Raw genomic sequence first — 15,896 nt, 5'->3', positions numbered from 1 at the left:
CATAAATGGTAGCCAGGGTGTCACATATAATACAGGGAGGTTACATCTTTACGGCCATTGGAAAGGGCGGTTCTGTCTGAAAGTATATGGCGGTTTGACAGTTCAAGGTCCATAAAACATAGCAGTCCAGAAGCCAGAAAGGATTCATTTTGAAACGGAAAAATTACAGCAAAGAATTAAAAAGCGAGGTCGCGTTGGCAGCTATAAAAGGGAATCAGACTGTTAATGAAATTGCCTTGGAATTCGGTATTTATACGAGTCTTGTAAATCGGTGGAAAAAGGAAGCAATCGAAGCCTTTCCATTGGCATTTGGCAACAGTCAGGCAATACAGATCAAAGAAACCGAGATTGAGCGGGGCCGTCTTTATCAAAAGGTCGGCCAACTCCAGGGAAAATCTGGGGACATCCATGATAAGTATTGTCAAGTAAAAAATAAAACTCCCCTGCCCAACCCAAAGCCATCCATTCTTGGCGGTAAACCTGCTATCCTAAACCACTGAACACACTCGTCATGTATTGGGTCTTGATCTATTTCGTGTCAAAAAGAATAGGTTCTTTTGACCAGACATCCATTTGCAGCATCAAGTCACCTATGATCTGATGACCATCGCAGAAGTTTAAATTTGGGTAACCTGCCGGCCATGAAACACGTTACTGGAGTATCATGGTTTTAAACCAATCACTCAGTCCCCAGACTGCATGAAACGGCAGGAAGAACCATACATACGAACGCTTTTTTCCTGATCAATTATGCTGCCATTTCTGACTCCTTGATCTGGAATGCCTGCCCACTTTTATCCACGGCAAGCATGTAGGCAACCAACTTTCTGGCAACGGCCAGAGTCGCTCTATTCTTGTTGCCTCTGGCCAGCTCCTTTTGGTGAACTTCAGCCAATTGGGGGTTCCAAATAGGGGCCAGTTTGGCGGCCTCAATTAATATCGTTTGAATGTGTTTGTTCCTCTTTTTAGAAATTGGACCGCGGTACTCTTTGCCGGCGGATTCTTTTTGGGCGGCACAAAGTCCGCAATAGCTGATGCCTGGCGAATTGAATGAAACCGCTCAGGCTCACCTACTTCAAGAACCCAGGTCAACGCAGTAACTTCACCCACACCTCTAATTGATAATAGGCGTTCTACACGGCCTCGTATTAATGGGTCTCCCTTGATAGAGTGTACCAGCCTTTTTTGGATATCTGTAAATATTTCGAGGTTCGAACGGCTTAATTCGAGCATATTGATTACTGAATCAGGTACATGTTCCACGGTGTCTAAAAATTCAGAAAAATATTTTTCCCCATGTAGCCGCTTTTTATTATACTGGGCGCCAACCTCCATCAACAAACCTGAAATTTTGTTTTTTTCTTTTGTTGCCGTCCGGACGATATGGTTTCGATAGCGTAGTATTCTTCGAAGATCTCGAAGCTCTTGCGGCATCATATAGCATTCCGGCAACATATCCACCCTGAGCAGATCGGTAATCTTTTCAGCGTCTGATACATCATTCTTTTTCTTAGCAGCTGTGATGGCTTTCAACATTTCAGGATGCGCTACCTTGATGGATTGAGCATACGGTTTTAGAAAATCGTATATCCAAGCAGTGAATAATGTCGCCTCCATTGCGGCAGTCCACGGCTGGGGCAGATCCTCCAGCCAATTGCTAAGGGCTTTGCGGGTTGCCGGCAATTTCCCTTGTTTTATTACTATGCCGTTGAAGGTTTTGATGCAAAAAGCAATTATTTTTTTATGGATATCCATTCCGATGTAGTGCATACTCTCCATTGAAACCTCCTTGTGGTAATTGATTCTGGATGACTCTGTTATTCCAGCAGCATATATAAAAGCCATCATGCCGCAGGGAGGTTTCATTGTCTATATTTTACAATATCTTATGCATTTAAAGGGTGTTGAAACCGTTCAAATTTCTGTTTCGTTATAGGTGCCCCACGCGTTTGTAATTCTTTTTTCCAATGTCAGATTGTCCGGCTTTTACCGTAGCAATATCTGGTTTTGTTTTTTACCGCATAAAATCTATTTCAGACGGCGGCCTTTGTTGTATTCAGATATACCAATAGCGACCGATCAATCGGCTCAGAAAAAATCCCGCATTGAACGTTCAATTCATCCTGTGGCAGCAAACAACTCCTTTTGCCCATCTTCTTTTTTCATTGGTTTATGCCTTGTTCCGGCCATTTCAATCAACAATGTTACGATAGTCGTCAGAGTTGATCGGACAATCACACCATGCTGGCTTCTTACCCGTGTTTGTTCGAGGCCTTCTCTTTTTTTCATCAGATTAAAGGGCCTTTCACAGTTTTTCCGGATCTCGATTGCGTCTTGAGATCCGCTATGAAAAATCGGCATTGGTTGAAAATAGCCGCTGTCAAAATCAACGATCCTTGATTTTGAACAATTTGATTCAAACGCACACTCACCCGGAACGGCATCACATCCAAATTCGTGGCCTTCCGGTGTCGATCCCAAAAACTGCATTGGAATCTCACAAGAATCATTACAGGCAACCCTTAATGGCGATTCCAAAACGTTGTCAGGAAGTTTGGCTTTCTCCGATGCAGGGGTGACGACATAGACACCGGTTTCGTTGAGAACCGAACCATCACTATCGTGATAAGCCTGGTCGGCGGTTATCAATTTGATATCAATACCCAATGTTTGAGCAAGCTTGATCAACGGTTTTAAAAACAGGCTGTCATGATGATTTGCCGCCCCGATTAGGGATACCAATGGAAAACTATGGCCTGTCGATGGGTTGATGGCTGTTAGGGTGTGAAGCCGGTAGCCAATGACGTAATACGATTTATCCCTTTTATTCCGGCGTTTTCCACAATCACAGTCCGGATCGGAATACATTCGTATTTTTTTGCCTTTGACCTGAATTGTGCAAAGGGGGTAATTGATTTCAGACGGCAGTTCACTGGAATCAACACCATGGATAACGGCACTCTCCAGACAGCCTGATTTATAAAAATGATGGAGGAAATATACCAGGACATTCATCAATTGTTTGAAATTCAGGCCACGCCGGAAGTGACACAATTCAGTATGATCTGCCTGGTGTTTGGTATTTAAAGGCAGTCTCACAAAACGCCTGTTTTGCTTTCGTTCCCTGCCAAAATATTCATCGCTGCAAAATTTCCTGTAACTGATTTCAGGGTATTTGATTATTTTTAAAAGCTCCATCCGAAATAACTGGTAGGGTTGAATATCCCTGTGCACAGCGGAATATCCGTCAGGCGCAATCAAGCTGTTGATAATCTGGTTGTCTATAAGTTGGTCAACAAACTGCAATTCCGGGTCTACAATTTCAGGGTATGGCTTTTTCAGGGTGTCAAAATGAAACAGGTTGTCGGAATGAAAATTTTCAATGTAGGACGCCATCTCAGGAAGGCTACGAATCTCTGCTGAGGGGGCCTGATCTTCAACTCCTATGAGTTCTTCGATGGGGATGTCCAAGGTTTGAGAATAATCATAATTATCCAAAACTTCCATCATGATTTGCTTTGTCAGCTCTTTTTTGGACTTCCTTGTCATCTTTTTCCAGTTCGGAAAACTCTTTTTCAATTGCTTTGTGATGATTCGCCTGATATTTTTTGTATGCATAAAGCCTCTGTGGTGTTGTTTCCTTTTTGTTTAGGCGCTTGAAAGATACAACTAAACAGAGGCTTTTTCAATTACTAACATACTGAAAATTTGTCGGATAACGTTAAAATTGCGTCATCGATTTCAACACCCTTATTTAAACAGGATACTATTTTTATAAAACGGTATTATGTCCCCGAATTTTCATTTGCAAGGCTATAAGATCTTGGGTAAAAAAAATAGTTGAGAAAAATCATTTATTCGATTTTAGATACTTTTGTTGAATACTTGAACGAATCATCCAGTTACCTTGGGCTTTCCGTGGCAGAGCCTTTTCCATTTGAGTGACTATAGCCTCAAGATCATCCGATGAAGAGCAGAGTTCCCTTGCATGTTTGTCAAAAGCTATCAGATAATCCCTCATATCAGAAATGTCTTGTTTGCCGGAAAGCGGTCCATGACCGGGAATAATTTTATCCACATCTAATTTAATGATATAATCCAGGTTCTTTTTCCAACCATCAAGATCAGCATTGCCAATATACGCATGAAAATTGGTGAAGAGAATATCTCCAGTGAATAGAACCTTTTCTTTTTGGATATATACCATGATATTATCGGTTGAATGGTTTGGGGCAATATAGATAAGATCTACAATTATGTTTCCTAGGTCAATCTGAATTCTGTCATTGAAGGTAACAGATGGATATGAGATTGTTGTTCCTTCAAGAAGTTCGTCTGTCATACCCATATTTTTCACAATCCCGATCAGCTTATCTCCCCATTTAATTAAGTTTGCTTTGCCGTTTTTGTGCGAAATAATAATTGCACCTTCCTTGGCAAATTCGCTGTTTCCGAAACAATGGTCGAAATGGGTGTGCGTGTTGACAACATAGCGGATAGGCTTATTTGTTATTTTTCTGATGTCATGGATCATTTCCTGTGCTTCTTTTGCGGTAGCCAGCGTGTCAACGACAACAACGCCTTCCTGACCTACGATTATTCCAGCGTTGGCTCCGAAACTATTTGACGGAGAAGCATTCTGGGTGTCTGTATATGCAAATATTTTGTCAGAAATATTTGATAATTTCTTTGCTGCAAATGCTGGATTGGAAAAAATCAAAATTGATATTATCAAAATCAATGTGATTGCTAAAGGTTTGTTCATTGCCAATCTCCTTTTTAATTGTTGTCAATGGTAAGCCTTATAACGTTGGAGTTCAGGGGCCGCCGACCGTAGGGAGGGAACTGGGGCTCCGCCCCAGCAGTCCGCTGCAACGACGGGTTATGTGTCTGTTTTTACTTTCAGTTTGAAAATTTTCTTTGACTCGCCAAAATCGTGATCAATTTCAGCAGTGACATTTTGATTGTCTTCCCAGATTAAGGTTGCAATGTGCTCATGGTACCCTACCGGGGCAGATATAGTTTCTGTTGCTAAAACATCCTTAGTCTTTAAATCAAGAATTTTAAAAGTATATGTTCCTGGTTTTTCTGAAGCTATTATTTTTGCAGTAAACGTACCTGCTTGATTGGGAAGTTCCACCATAATTGAACCAGGTTCTGCGCCATGCCAAGAGAGGTCAGTGCAACCTAAAAAGCAAATAAGAATCAGAATTGGAACCGATTTTTTTAAAATAGTCATGAATTTATTCGCTTAATTAATTTCTGACACATAACGGTTGAATTCAGGGGCAGCTGACCGCAGGGAGGGGACTTGGGGTATGTTGGCCGAAGGCCGCCCCAAGCTGTCCGCTGCAATGAATGGTTCTGTGTCTCGAATGCCAACCGCACAGTGTTTATAAATCTGTTATTATAATTGAATCTAAGAAAGTATTAGCTTTTTCTTTAAAATTTATATCTTCATTTCCGAGTTGATATCTATAAGAATAACCGAGTTCAATACCGATAGCATGATTTTGAGGGTGTTGACCAGTATAGCCGAGTACTTCCAATATCATGGTTTTGTTACCATATTTTGCAGTAGCAACCTTGTCCTCCGCGATAGTATGATACTTCATTATATAGTTTGCGCCACCTTTAATATTCTCCTTCTCATCCTGAATAACCCTAAACCTTTCCTCTGGTTGTTGGGCTTTTTTGCCTTCTGAAATATATTGAGTGAATTGCTGCTCAGTTTCAAATTTAGGTAGTTTGAAAATGGTGATGTTCGCAATGTAGCTGGAATTTTCTGTCGGGCCGTATTTTGCCAGAACTAATTGTGTTTTATTTTTACTTGCGATCTGCCACCCTTCTTCCTGTGGTGGAAGCACAGAGACACCGACTACATCATTAATTCTTTCGGAGGGATCAACGAAATTTGAGGTTTTTTCATGCACACATGATGTAAGCAAAAAGACAAATAATAAAATCAGGATTTTTTTCATTTTATCTCCTCTATATTGAGTTAAACTACTTTGACACAGAACGAGTCTGTAGAATAAGTCATTTTTAGGCGGTAGTCATTTGCCGCTATGGAATTATTCTCAGCCTCTTGTTTTTTATTATTCTATGTTAATTCTGTCGTTAAAATCGATTACGCTATTGTAACTGTCTCTTAAGACCGCAATATCAGCCTCTGATAAAGAGAGATCTGTTCCCCCATGCCCTTCCTTTATGTGGCTGGGATCGAACCATACCGATGTATCTTTTTCAAATTATGCAAAGCGCAGAACAGCAGCCATTGACAATTAACCTTGATTTTCCCTCTCAAAGTGAACCTGTCCAACTTTATCGTATGCCGAATATGGCCAAACACCGGTTCTACTGTCCCGAGCCGCTTGGAATAAATCATCCGACCCAAGGCGGAGTCGATTTTTTGTTTCATCCTTTCCGTGGCTGTGTCCGGGGCATCTTTGTTCTTTGTCCCGCTATGAAAATATGCCACCGATCTCTTGGGAGATCTGTCTGGATGACGAAGGCATTTTGATCTGAGCTTACAAGGGCCGCAAGCGGATTTAGGCGCCTTGAATCGCGTTACAAAATTGCCCTGGGTATCGAAACCTCTGCCACTTCGGTAAAGCCGCTTTCCGGCCGGACACATGCAAAATTTAAAATCAGGATCAAAATAGAAGTCTTCTTTTGAATACAATTGGGATTTTTTCCGTTTTCCTGCGATCTCTTTACGATGCCTTTCTTTGTAGCGGTCATTATCTTTAAACCGGGGATCTCATTTGCGGAACCGGTTATCGGCCACATAGGCGTCAATCCCTTCTTTAGCCAGCATATCCATATTGTCCTTGGTGTGAAATCCGCTGTCTGCTGTCAAAAGGGTCTTTTCAAAAACACTATCTTCCAGATTGCCCTTTGTGGATTCAATCATCGGTTTCAACAAATCCTGTTCTGGCCCTTTTCCATAGGCTTCGGCACCCACAATCACTTGATGTTTGCTGTCCACCATGGCCAGGCCGTTATATCCCTGGATATAACCTTTCGATGATTTCATTTTGGCAGAATCGTTATCAGTGATGTTGGACTTTATGGGTTTGCCGCCGGCACCCGGTTTATCATCATTGTCGTTTACCCATTCACGGATCTTTTTAATCTGCTTTTGAAGCGTTGCCATATACTTTGCATCGGACTCAATGATATTGTTTTTCTCTTCAATGTCATCGATTTGCCGGTGCTTTTCAATGATATGTTCTATGGCTTTTTCAAATTTAAGGGCTTTTTTCTTAAAATCGGCCTTGGTGCCGCTCCATTCCTTTGAGGCATTGGAAGGCAGCTTACAGCCGTCCACAGCAAACATTTCCCTGCCGATCAGGTTCATCTCATCGCAGATAAGGATGATTTCTTGAAACAGAGCGACAGCCTCTTCATCCTGGCTGGAAACAAAATCAGCGATGGTCGTGAAATGAGGTCTTGTATGAGCGGACAGGGCCATGAAGATAATGTTTTCTTCGCAGCATTGGGAGATTTTCCGGCTGGATGTGATCCCCCTTGAATAAGCATAAAGAATTATTTTTAAAAGGATCCTGGGATCATAGGCAGGAGCCCCGGTATCATCGTTTTTATACCGTTTGTCGAAAACACTCAAATCCAGTTCATTGTCAATCAAATGACTGAGGGTATATTGGAATGTGCCCGGAAGGATCTGTCTGTCAAAATAGACCGGAAGGAAAACACCTTGATCGTATGAATAGTCTTTATATTTGGCCATTTTTTACTCTTGTCTGGTCTGCGGTTTTTCTATTTGTTTTAAAGAAAAATCTAGCACAAAACGATAAGAATCTCCAGTGTTTTCAACCTTTTTCTACAGCTTCAACAATGAAGCTCACCGGTCGCAAGGGTTTGCAGTGAGGCTGGTTGAAAGCACCCTTCTCCAAAGTTGTTACAGACTTTGAAAAAGGCCGCCCCTTGCGGTCCGGTGGAGCGCTGGGTGTGTGCCGGGCACGGCACATGTTCTTAAAAGTGAGTCAAACGTAAATAATTTTAGTGCGTTTGGCAAGTCTTAGATCCAGCCAGATGGAGGCGAAGGGTGTAGCGGCATGGCAACGGGGCCCCGGTGACGGTGCTTCGGGAGGAAGCCGCCCTGCTGCGGCAGGGTACCGCAAAGGTACGGGATGACGAACAGGAATCGGGCATAAGGCGCACACGCCGGGACGAGCCTGCACAACAAGGTAAAGTCCTCTATCCATCTTAAGGCGTGTCCGTAAACCCGGCATTCACGTACCGAAAGACATGTGTTTACCCCGGGAGATCTCCCATGTGCCGCAAAGGCTGAGAATCGGGCAACCGGTTCTGACCGCATGGGAGAAGTCAGCAGAAGGCATAGTAGCCGGTGGAAACGAGCCCCTTAAAAAACGGGGAGGACTCACTCCGGTGAAGGCCTGAACGGTGCCCGGCCCAAATGGCCCGGGTAAATGATAACGACAATTAGGAGGTGTGTACTTGTGAACAGACAGCCACAGCAGATGGAACTGTTCCCAGCGTCACAGATTGCCGAACGTCTGGGAAGAAATGACCGGTTAATGGAGATGATCCTTGAACGCAGCAACATGACACTGGCCTGGAAACGGGTGTGTGCCAATAAAGGAGCCCCCGGTGTTGACGGTATGAGAACCGATCAACTGGGGAAATACCTGGAAAAGCACTGGCCGAAGATCAAGCAGGCCCTGCTTAAAGGCATGTACCAGCCACTTCCGGCAAGGAGGAAAGAGATTCCCAAACCGGATGGCGGCGTACGCCTATTAGGCATCCCGACAGTGCTTGACCGGTGTATCCAGCAAGCCGTATCCCAAATCCTGGAACAGATCTGGGAACCTGTCTTTTCTGAATTCAGCTATGGGTTCAGGCCCGGCAGATCCGCCCACGATGCCTTGATACAGGGTAAAAGATACATGGTGGAAGGATACACCTATGTTGTCGATATGGACTTGTCCAAGTTCTTCGACCGGGTAAATCACGACCGCCTGATGAGCAGGCTCGCCTCAAGGATGGAGGATAAACATGCCTTGAAACTGATACGCCAATATTTGAAATCCGGCGTTATGCTCGAAGGGGTAGTGATTTCCGCGGAAGAAGGGACTCCCCAGGGAGGCCCGCTTTCTCCTCTGCTGTCCAACATCGTTCTGGATGAGCTGGATAAGGAACTGGAGAAAAGAGGACACAGACATGTCCGGTATGCCGATGATTTCAGGATCTATTGCAAAAGCCTGAAAGCAGCTGTGCGGGTTGAGCAGAGTATCACCAGATTTTTGACAGTGAAGCTCAGGCTCAAGGTAAACCAGGATAAAAGTGCTGTCAGCCGTCCATGGCTGCGTAAATTTCTCGGGTTTACATATTTCCAAATGTGTGGACAGTCCAAGATCCGTATCCATGCCAAAAGTATGAAACGCCTCAAAGACAAGGTCAGGGAATTGACTTGTCGCAGTCGGGGCAAGAATCTTTGGCAGGTTATCCGGGATCTGAACATGCTCTTCCGGGGATGGTGGAATTACTTCCGGCTTTCAGAAGCCAATGCCTTCCTCAAAGGGCTTAAGATTTGGGTAATGAGGAGATTGCGGAGCCTTGTCTGGAAACACTGGAAAAATGCGAAAACCCGGGTACGCAACCTGGAAAAACTTGGAATAGCTCACGCAGATGCCATGCTTTGCGGCAATGCCCGCAAGAAATACTGGCGCATGAGCAAGGTCAAGTGGGTCGCCATTGCCATGCCGGAAAAGTTCTTTGTGGCGCAAGGATTGTATCTGCCCGGAAACTGACTTTCCTGATCAGCCGAACCGCCCTGGTACGAGATCCGTATGCCGGGTGGTGTGGGAGGGCTCCTCAGTAATGGGGAGTCCTATCCCGATTATGTGTTTATATATTTTTAATCACCACCACTGAGATTTATTTTAGCAAGCTTATAACCGATAACAACCTTATCTTTAGTTCTAAAATCGAAGTCTTGACGTTCGTCTGAAGTGGCGCCACTGCCCCTTCGGGAAGAAGCCATGCTTAAACCGCTGCACAGAAGAACTGATTGAACTACGTATGAAGGTTCTGAAATATTCATCTTGGGGGAAAGCGATTTATTCCAGTGGTTGGTTAATCCAGATATCGAGGCTTCTTCACTTGTAGCCCCTTCATTGCACTGAAAAATAAATTTGTAATATGAGTCTATCTCCGGTAGAGGGTAACCAAATTCGAATGTAGGCAAAGCGACTGATGATGTTTGTGAAGTAAGGCTTGGAAAGGCCTCTTCTGGAGTAGCCCACAATGAGAGTCCTCCATTGGACAAAGTCACAACTGAACCTGGCCGTATGTTTGGTGAACCAACAATTTGAGTTGGCGTGTACCCCAATGAGCTAATGAAAGGAATAAGTTTTTCTACAATGTCTTTCGTATAAGCGTTGTTTACTTTTGCCTTTTGATCCGGTTCAGTGGTGTTGGAAATAGAGAGAGAGGATATTGATTGCACGGCTTTTGTACTTATCCCCTCAAGCTCAGACGTGCTACTTGATATTTCTGTTAATCTTACTTCAAGCCCTTCACCAGACAGGGAAAATCCTTGTAAACCTGAGCTAATCGGCCCACTTGTAAGGACAAGAAGAAAACCGAAAGCATAGGTAGCCCAGATGCCTATGCTATTCTTTTGATACCAAGAAAGGAGAGCACCGACACAGGTCAACCCTAAACCAACGATCACAATCATTGTATTTATCAATTGTATCTCCTCTGTTCACATAACGCCAGTTTCACCGGCCGCTACACCGATGCTCGACTAACGATGAATTTGCCAAGACCAGATAACTTGTGTCCTGCAGCGGCGATATGCGGTCCGGTGTAAACTTTTGTTGGGCACATTTACGCAACCATCACAGTTTTTCATAGCACATTAATTCTACTGGTGCCCCGTTAACCTCAATGAAAGCAACTATTAATCCTTTGCTTGGACTATTTGGACTAATGATTACTTTTTGATCTTTTAGTGCTTTATCTAAATCATCAACTTCAAATGCAATGTGAGGCACTGTTTTCACCAAATCAGGATAAGGAGCATTTTCCCAATATCTTTGCCACTGAATTCCAAAATCGTTATTTTTATGGTCACTGACCGTCATTTTTAACTTTGGAAGATCAATTTCTCCTTCAAAGCGTTCTTTTGTCGGTATACCTATATGATTATATTTCATTCTATATCTTATTCTCTTCAAATATTTTTACCGCCCAACAAGATGATGTGTAGACCTGGATAACTTACAAGACCAAATAGCTAACTGGATAATATGCAGATATGAAGGATATCCAGATCTTGCTAATTCCTTTATATATTCAATGGCATATCAGGATCACTGAATCGTGTAAAGCCTTATTAAAAATTGATGTTTATCCGTATTAAAATGATTGCTCCGATCTGATCTGGTAAGGGGCTGGCCCAATCTCCTCCATTATTTTCCCATTGACAAACCAATCCATTGTCTGTATTTTTTTTCTCAAAACCGACCGGTCGGTATTGACAGGAGGTATCATGCAAGTCCAAAAAGATGAAAAACGATTGGCAATTATCCGTGCAGCAGCAGAACTATTTGCATCCCAACCCTTTCACAAGGTAACACTCAGCGACGTGGCAACCCTTGCTGCTGTGGGCAAAGGGACCTTATATACCTATTTTAAAAGCAAAGATGACCTCTATCTTTCCATGCTCTACATCGGGTTTGAGCGACTGGTGGACCGCATCAGGCAAACCATTTGTCTTGACCGGTATTCACCCAGGAAAAATCTGGCCCATGCCATTGGGGAAATCCTGGGGGTTGCCTATGGCACTCCCTACCTGTATGAGGTCCTGCACCGGCTGGGTACAGAAGACGGAGAGCTGCTTGAAAAATGGCAAGAGAAACGCAGGGAACTAAAGGCCCTCCTTGAAGAGATCATTGTCCAGGGCATTGAAAACAAAGACTTTTATGCCCCCAATCCTGAACTCACCGCCTGTATCATCCCGGGCATCATCCGGAGTGCGGTGATTAACGCAGGCAAGACCATGGATCAGGAAGACCTGACAACCCAGGTTCTGGACTTCACCCTCAATGCACTGAGAAATCCCTAACCCCATGCAAAAGACCATGACAAATTCAAATGAAATTGATTCAGCAGCCCCTGGAACCAAACCATCCCCAAGGCCTGCCTCCAGGCGCCGGCTCATCCGCGTGGCTTCAGCGGTCTTCCTCATTGCAGCTGTCGCCTACGGCGGATCCTGGTATTGGCATGCCCTGGACCATGAATCCACAGACAATGCCTTTGTGGAGGGCCATATTTCCCAGGTGAGTCCCAGGGTTTCCGGCCATATTGTCGCGGTTAAGGCGGAGGACAACCAATGGGTGGAAAAGGGGACCGTGCTGGTGGAACTGGACCCTGCTGACTATGAAATCCAGCTGAATGCAGCCCTGGCCGCACTTAGGTCCGCACAGGTGGCGGCCCTCATGCGGGATGCGGACGTAGACCTCACCGCCATTGCCAGCCAGTCAGGCCTCAACGATGCCAGGGCCTCGGTCGACATGGCCCTGGCCAATGTGGACGTGGCCAAAGCACAGGTGGAGACTGCCCAGGGCCGATGCCGTGAAATCCAGGTTCAGATTAAGACCGCCCGGCTGGATCTTGATTTTGCCAAATCCCAGGAAGAGGCGGCCAGGGCTGAACATTTTAGAAACCTGGCTGATTTGGAACGGTTCCGGCACATGGAAAAAACCCAGACCGTTTCCCGGCAGCAGGTGGATCATATGGCTGCGGCTGCTGATATGACAGCAGCCAACCTTGAAGCCGCCCAAAAGCGGGTCCGCGCCAAAGAGACCATGATCCAGCAGTCCATGGCAGCCCTGGCCACGGCAGAGAACCAGCTGGTCCAGGCCAGAGCCCAGGTCAAGGCCAGCCAGTCGAAACTGGAACAAAGCCGGGCCGGGTGGCAGGCAGCCCAGGCCGGCCCCAAACAGGTGGACCAGAGCCGAACCATGACCGGAACAGCCAAGGCAGATATTGAAAAAGCCCAGGCCCAGGTGGACCAGGCCCGGCTCAATCTGGCCCATACCCGGATCATTGCGGAAACCAGCGGATTTATCTCCAACCGGAGTGCCGAACCAGGCATGTTTGTACAGAAAGGCCAGGCCCTCATGGCCCTGGTTTCCAAGGATGTCTGGGTGACAGCCAATTTCAAGGAAACCCAGGTGGCCAGAATCCGGCCGGGCCAGCCTGCCCTCATCCGCATCGACACCTATCCGGATGCCGTGATCAAGGGGTGGGTGGACAGTATCCAGCACGGCACAGGCGCCTGTTTCAGCCTGCTGCCCGCCCAGAACGCCACTGGCAATTTTGTTAAAGTGGTCCAGCGGATCCCGGTGAAAATCCGGATTTCACAGGAACCCACCGAGCCCGGTCTCCTCCTTATCCCGGGCATGTCTGTTATTCCTGAAATTGATGTGTCCGATCCCCAAGCCGCCATGACATCAGAAAGCAGTCATTCCCCCCGGGCCGGGAAACCAAAGAAAAGCTGACCATGCCCGAGACAAAAAAATGGCTGATCTCCATCACCGTTGTATTTGGTGCATTCATGGCGGTCATGGATATCAGCGTGGTCAATGTGGCCCTTCCCCATATGATGGGAACCTTTAGCGAGGATCTGTCCACCATCACCTGGGTGGCCACAGGCTACAGCATTGCCGAGATCATCATGATCACCATGGCGGGCTGGTTCAGCACCCTCATCGGCCGCAAACGGCTCTACCTCTTATCCTTTGCCGTATTCACCCTGGGGTCCATTCTCTGCGGCACAGCAGTCTCCTTTCACCAGATGATGGTCTACAGGATTATCCAGGGACTGGGCGGCGGCGCCCTGGTTCCGGTCTCCCAGGCCATTCTCAAGGAAGCCTTTGGCAAGGAAGAGCAGGGTATGGCCATGGCCATTTTCGGCATGGGGGTTGTCCTTGCCCCTGCTGTGGGCCCTATTTTCGGGGGCTGGCTCACAGACCATTACGGCTGGCCCTGGATCTTTTACATCAATGTTCCGGTGAGCATCGTCGGTATCCTGATGGTGATGGCCTTTGTGGAGGATCCTGCCTACCTGAAACGGGGGGTGAACAAAATCGACTGGCAGGGCATTGTGCTGCTGACCCTCTCCCTGACCTCTATGCAGTTTGTGCTGGAACGGGGGCAGGAAAAGAACTGGCTTGAATCAAAAGAGATCTGCGCAGGACTCCTGATTACCCTTGTGACCGGTTTGGGACTGGTTCTCTGGGAGCTTAAGGCCCAGGAGCCCATCATGAATCTGAGGGTGCTCAAAAACCGTGCCCTGGCCGTGGGATCCTTTGTGGGCCTTATTTTTGGCATGGCCCTTTTCGGCACCACCTTTATCCTGCCCCAGTTCACCCAGAACCTGTTGGGATACTCTGCCTTTCAGGCAGGTATTGTCCTGGCCCCAAGGGCTGTGATGCTTTTGATTTTCATGCCTGTGGCCGGACAGCTCTACAGGCGATTTGACGTCCGGGGGCTGCTCTGTTTTGCCATTCTGGTCCTTGTCTGGTCCTATTACGACCTATCCGGGCTTTCCCTTTCCGCAGGGTTCCGGAAGATGGTGCCCACTCTTGTGATCATGGGCATCGGCATGCCCTTCATGTTTGTCCCCCTAAGCGGCATCTCCCTGAGCACCGTGAGCCGGACGGACATGATCCACGCCACCTCATTCTATACCCTGAGCCGGCGCATCGGGGGCAATATCGGCTATGCTGTGGTGGCCACCCTGGTGGCCCGGGGACAGCAGGTCCACAGGGCAGACCTGGTCGCCCATGTCACCCCTTATAATCCCAACCTGTCCGGCTATCTCCACCAATTATCAGGGCACCTGTCCGGTCAGGGCGCAATGGCTTTTGTTGACCGGGTCATTATCCAGCAGGCCACCATGCTGGCTTACAATGACGTATCCATGATCTTTGGCCTGCTTTTCCTGGCTGTTCTGCCCTTTGTCTTCCTTTTGCCCTCCCAGCATGCCCAGGGCTGAAGCATCCGCATCTTTTATCCCCCGGGTCGAAATTCTTCTTGTCTCTTTACATCAACATCATCCATCGAAATTTGGACACTGCACTCTGGATTTTCATACGGGACAGGATTATCCAAAAGGTCTACAATGCCAATAGCTTTGTCCTGGCAACATTTTTCGATTGCGGACATTGCCTCCTGCTTGGGGATTTTTATTGGATGTCTATAATTGTATTCAGGTTTTATCTCCTGACATATGCCATCTTCTGAGAAACCATTTTCGTGAGAATACAACGAAAGGGCCTGGGATGACATGTACGCATCCCGGTATGGATTCTGGCGGACTTACGTAATGACGGTGATTTACAAATATCTCGACTGTGGAGATCTCCTATGGGATTTGCCAGGGTTCGTTGTGAAGAATGCGGCCGCGAGTATCTTCTGGTATTTTCCTGCAAGCGCAGGCAATTCTGTCCCTCCTGCCATCAAAAACGGGTGATTGAGTACGGTGAATGGGTGTTGACTGAAGTGCTGAAGGATTTGCCCCACCGGCAGTGGGTCTTCAGTCTTCCCAAGCGGGTAAGGATTTATTTCATGTATCATCGAAAATGGCTGGCAAAATTGTCGATCTGCGCCTGGAAGGTGATGAATGCATATCTGAGATCCGTTGTTTCCGATAAAACCGCCGTTCCTGGTGCCAGTATCGCGGTTCAGACCTATGGAGATTTTTTAAACTTTCATCCGCATCTGCATGCCATCGTTTCTGATGGTTGTTTTCATAATGATGGCTGAGCCAATGGATTCTCAGCATTGAAAAAATATCTTTTTTAACTTGACCGATACAAATAAGCATGGTAGCG

General features: G+C 46.2%; 16 protein-coding genes and 1 pseudogene. 6 read left to right on the top strand and 11 right to left on the bottom strand.

Annotation, left to right across the window (positions count from 1 at the left end):
- Window positions 1–149 precede the first annotated feature (149 nt).
- The gene (locus F608_RS30455) at window positions 150–500 is read left to right on the top strand and encodes a transposase (RefSeq protein ID WP_022664036.1); all 351 of its coding nucleotides are present in this window, start codon (window positions 150–152) and stop codon (window positions 498–500) included.
- Between the two features lie 248 nt (window positions 501–748).
- On the opposite strand, the gene F608_RS36795 is transcribed toward F608_RS30455, so the two are convergent.
- From F608_RS36795 to F608_RS36785, 8 genes and pseudogenes are all read right to left on the bottom strand, one after another.
- Window positions 749–895: a hypothetical protein gene (locus F608_RS36795; protein WP_244154286.1), complete on the bottom strand. Its 147-nt coding sequence runs from the start codon at window positions 893–895 to the stop codon at window positions 749–751.
- A 45-nt stretch (window positions 896–940) separates the two neighbouring features.
- Window positions 941–1,755: pseudogene (locus tag F608_RS34100) on the bottom strand (IS110 family RNA-guided transposase); the annotation flags it as partial.
- Between the two features lie 363 nt (window positions 1,756–2,118).
- A complete protein-coding gene (locus tag F608_RS0102510) occupies window positions 2,119–3,618 on the bottom strand; it encodes a hypothetical protein (protein ID WP_022663626.1) in 1,500 nt (499 codons plus the stop codon).
- A 232-nt stretch (window positions 3,619–3,850) separates the two neighbouring features.
- Window positions 3,851–4,765, bottom strand: a complete 915-nt coding sequence (locus tag F608_RS0102505; RefSeq protein ID WP_022664035.1) for an MBL fold metallo-hydrolase — start codon at window positions 4,763–4,765, stop codon at window positions 3,851–3,853.
- 117 nt (window positions 4,766–4,882) lie between these two features.
- Complete coding sequence (locus F608_RS0102500) at window positions 4,883–5,239, bottom strand: hypothetical protein (protein WP_027362394.1); 357 nt, start codon at window positions 5,237–5,239, stop codon at window positions 4,883–4,885.
- Between the two features lie 154 nt (window positions 5,240–5,393).
- On the bottom strand, window positions 5,394–5,981 hold the full coding sequence (locus tag F608_RS0102495; protein WP_022664033.1) for a hypothetical protein: 588 nt from the start codon (window positions 5,979–5,981) through the stop codon (window positions 5,394–5,396).
- A gap of 227 nt (window positions 5,982–6,208) precedes the next feature.
- Window positions 6,209–6,637 carry a transposase gene (locus F608_RS37300; RefSeq protein WP_244154270.1) on the bottom strand — a complete coding sequence of 143 codons (429 nt, stop codon included), beginning with the start codon at window positions 6,635–6,637 and terminating at the stop codon, window positions 6,209–6,211.
- A gap of 126 nt (window positions 6,638–6,763) precedes the next feature.
- Window positions 6,764–7,753, bottom strand: a complete 990-nt coding sequence (locus F608_RS36785) for a transposase (RefSeq protein WP_244154231.1) — start codon at window positions 7,751–7,753, stop codon at window positions 6,764–6,766.
- Between the two features lie 733 nt (window positions 7,754–8,486).
- Here F608_RS36785 and ltrA point away from each other — a divergent pair.
- A complete protein-coding gene (gene ltrA / locus F608_RS0102485; protein ID WP_244154230.1) occupies window positions 8,487–9,797 on the top strand; it encodes a group II intron reverse transcriptase/maturase in 1,311 nt (436 codons plus the stop codon).
- 107 nt (window positions 9,798–9,904) lie between these two features.
- On the opposite strand, the gene F608_RS0102480 is transcribed toward ltrA, so the two are convergent.
- Together F608_RS0102480 and F608_RS0102475 are read right to left on the bottom strand one after the other, a co-directional pair.
- Window positions 9,905–10,741, bottom strand: coding sequence for a hypothetical protein (locus F608_RS0102480; protein WP_022664031.1), 837 nt, complete (start codon window positions 10,739–10,741; stop codon window positions 9,905–9,907).
- 151 nt (window positions 10,742–10,892) lie between these two features.
- Window positions 10,893–11,210 carry a VOC family protein gene (locus tag F608_RS0102475; protein ID WP_022664030.1) on the bottom strand — a complete coding sequence of 106 codons (318 nt, stop codon included), beginning with the start codon at window positions 11,208–11,210 and terminating at the stop codon, window positions 10,893–10,895.
- A gap of 335 nt (window positions 11,211–11,545) precedes the next feature.
- On the opposite strand from F608_RS0102475, the gene F608_RS0102470 reads away from it, so the two are divergent.
- The 3 genes from F608_RS0102470 to F608_RS0102460 are packed head-to-tail and all read left to right on the top strand — an operon-like array spanning window position 11,546 to window position 15,058.
- Complete coding sequence (locus F608_RS0102470; protein WP_022664028.1) at window positions 11,546–12,121, top strand: TetR/AcrR family transcriptional regulator; 576 nt, start codon at window positions 11,546–11,548, stop codon at window positions 12,119–12,121.
- Window positions 12,122–12,137: 16 nt separating this feature from the next.
- Window positions 12,138–13,559, top strand: a complete 1,422-nt coding sequence (locus F608_RS0102465; protein ID WP_161626808.1) for an HlyD family secretion protein — start codon at window positions 12,138–12,140, stop codon at window positions 13,557–13,559.
- A 2-nt stretch (window positions 13,560–13,561) separates the two neighbouring features.
- Entirely contained in the window at window positions 13,562–15,058 is a 1,497-nt protein-coding gene (locus tag F608_RS0102460; RefSeq protein WP_022664026.1) for a DHA2 family efflux MFS transporter permease subunit, read from the top strand.
- Window positions 15,059–15,072: 14 nt separating this feature from the next.
- Here F608_RS0102460 and F608_RS0102455 read toward each other — a convergent pair whose 3' ends face one another.
- Window positions 15,073–15,351 carry a hypothetical protein gene (locus F608_RS0102455; RefSeq protein ID WP_022664025.1) on the bottom strand — a complete coding sequence of 93 codons (279 nt, stop codon included), beginning with the start codon at window positions 15,349–15,351 and terminating at the stop codon, window positions 15,073–15,075.
- Window positions 15,352–15,429: 78 nt separating this feature from the next.
- Between F608_RS0102455 and F608_RS34090 the strand changes: the two genes are divergently transcribed.
- Window positions 15,430–15,828: an IS91 family transposase gene (locus F608_RS34090; protein WP_022664024.1), complete on the top strand. Its 399-nt coding sequence runs from the start codon at window positions 15,430–15,432 to the stop codon at window positions 15,826–15,828.
- Window positions 15,829–15,896: the final 68 nt, after the last annotated feature.

Origin of the sequence: Desulfospira joergensenii DSM 10085, assembly GCF_000420085.1 — a bacterium.
Taxonomy (GTDB): domain Bacteria; phylum Desulfobacterota; class Desulfobacteria; order Desulfobacterales; family Desulfobacteraceae; genus Desulfospira; species Desulfospira joergensenii.
This window is presented reverse-complemented; position numbering and strand designations above follow the sequence as displayed.

Bases quoted from the DNA above. Each gene is read 5' to 3' on its own strand.
- F608_RS0102475 (WP_022664030.1), bottom strand. From the start codon at position 11,210: ATGAAATATAATCATATAGGTATACCGACAAAAGAACGCTTTGAAGGA.
- F608_RS36785 (WP_244154231.1), bottom strand. From the start codon at position 7,753: ATGGCCAAATATAAAGACTATTCATACGATCAAGGTGTTTTCCTTCCG.
- F608_RS0102470 (WP_022664028.1), top strand. From the start codon at position 11,546: ATGCAAGTCCAAAAAGATGAAAAACGATTGGCAATTATCCGTGCAGCA.
- F608_RS0102500 (WP_027362394.1), bottom strand. From the start codon at position 5,239: ATGACTATTTTAAAAAAATCGGTTCCAATTCTGATTCTTATTTGCTTT.
- F608_RS37300 (WP_244154270.1), bottom strand. From the start codon at position 6,637: ATGTGTCCGGCCGGAAAGCGGCTTTACCGAAGTGGCAGAGGTTTCGAT.
- F608_RS0102505 (WP_022664035.1), bottom strand. From the start codon at position 4,765: ATGAACAAACCTTTAGCAATCACATTGATTTTGATAATATCAATTTTG.
- F608_RS34090 (WP_022664024.1), top strand. From the start codon at position 15,430: ATGGGATTTGCCAGGGTTCGTTGTGAAGAATGCGGCCGCGAGTATCTT.
- F608_RS0102495 (WP_022664033.1), bottom strand. From the start codon at position 5,981: ATGAAAAAAATCCTGATTTTATTATTTGTCTTTTTGCTTACATCATGT.
- F608_RS0102465 (WP_161626808.1), top strand. From the start codon at position 12,138: ATGACAAATTCAAATGAAATTGATTCAGCAGCCCCTGGAACCAAACCA.
- F608_RS0102460 (WP_022664026.1), top strand. From the start codon at position 13,562: ATGCCCGAGACAAAAAAATGGCTGATCTCCATCACCGTTGTATTTGGT.
- F608_RS0102510 (WP_022663626.1), bottom strand. From the start codon at position 3,618: ATGCATACAAAAAATATCAGGCGAATCATCACAAAGCAATTGAAAAAG.
- F608_RS0102455 (WP_022664025.1), bottom strand. From the start codon at position 15,351: ATGTCATCCCAGGCCCTTTCGTTGTATTCTCACGAAAATGGTTTCTCA.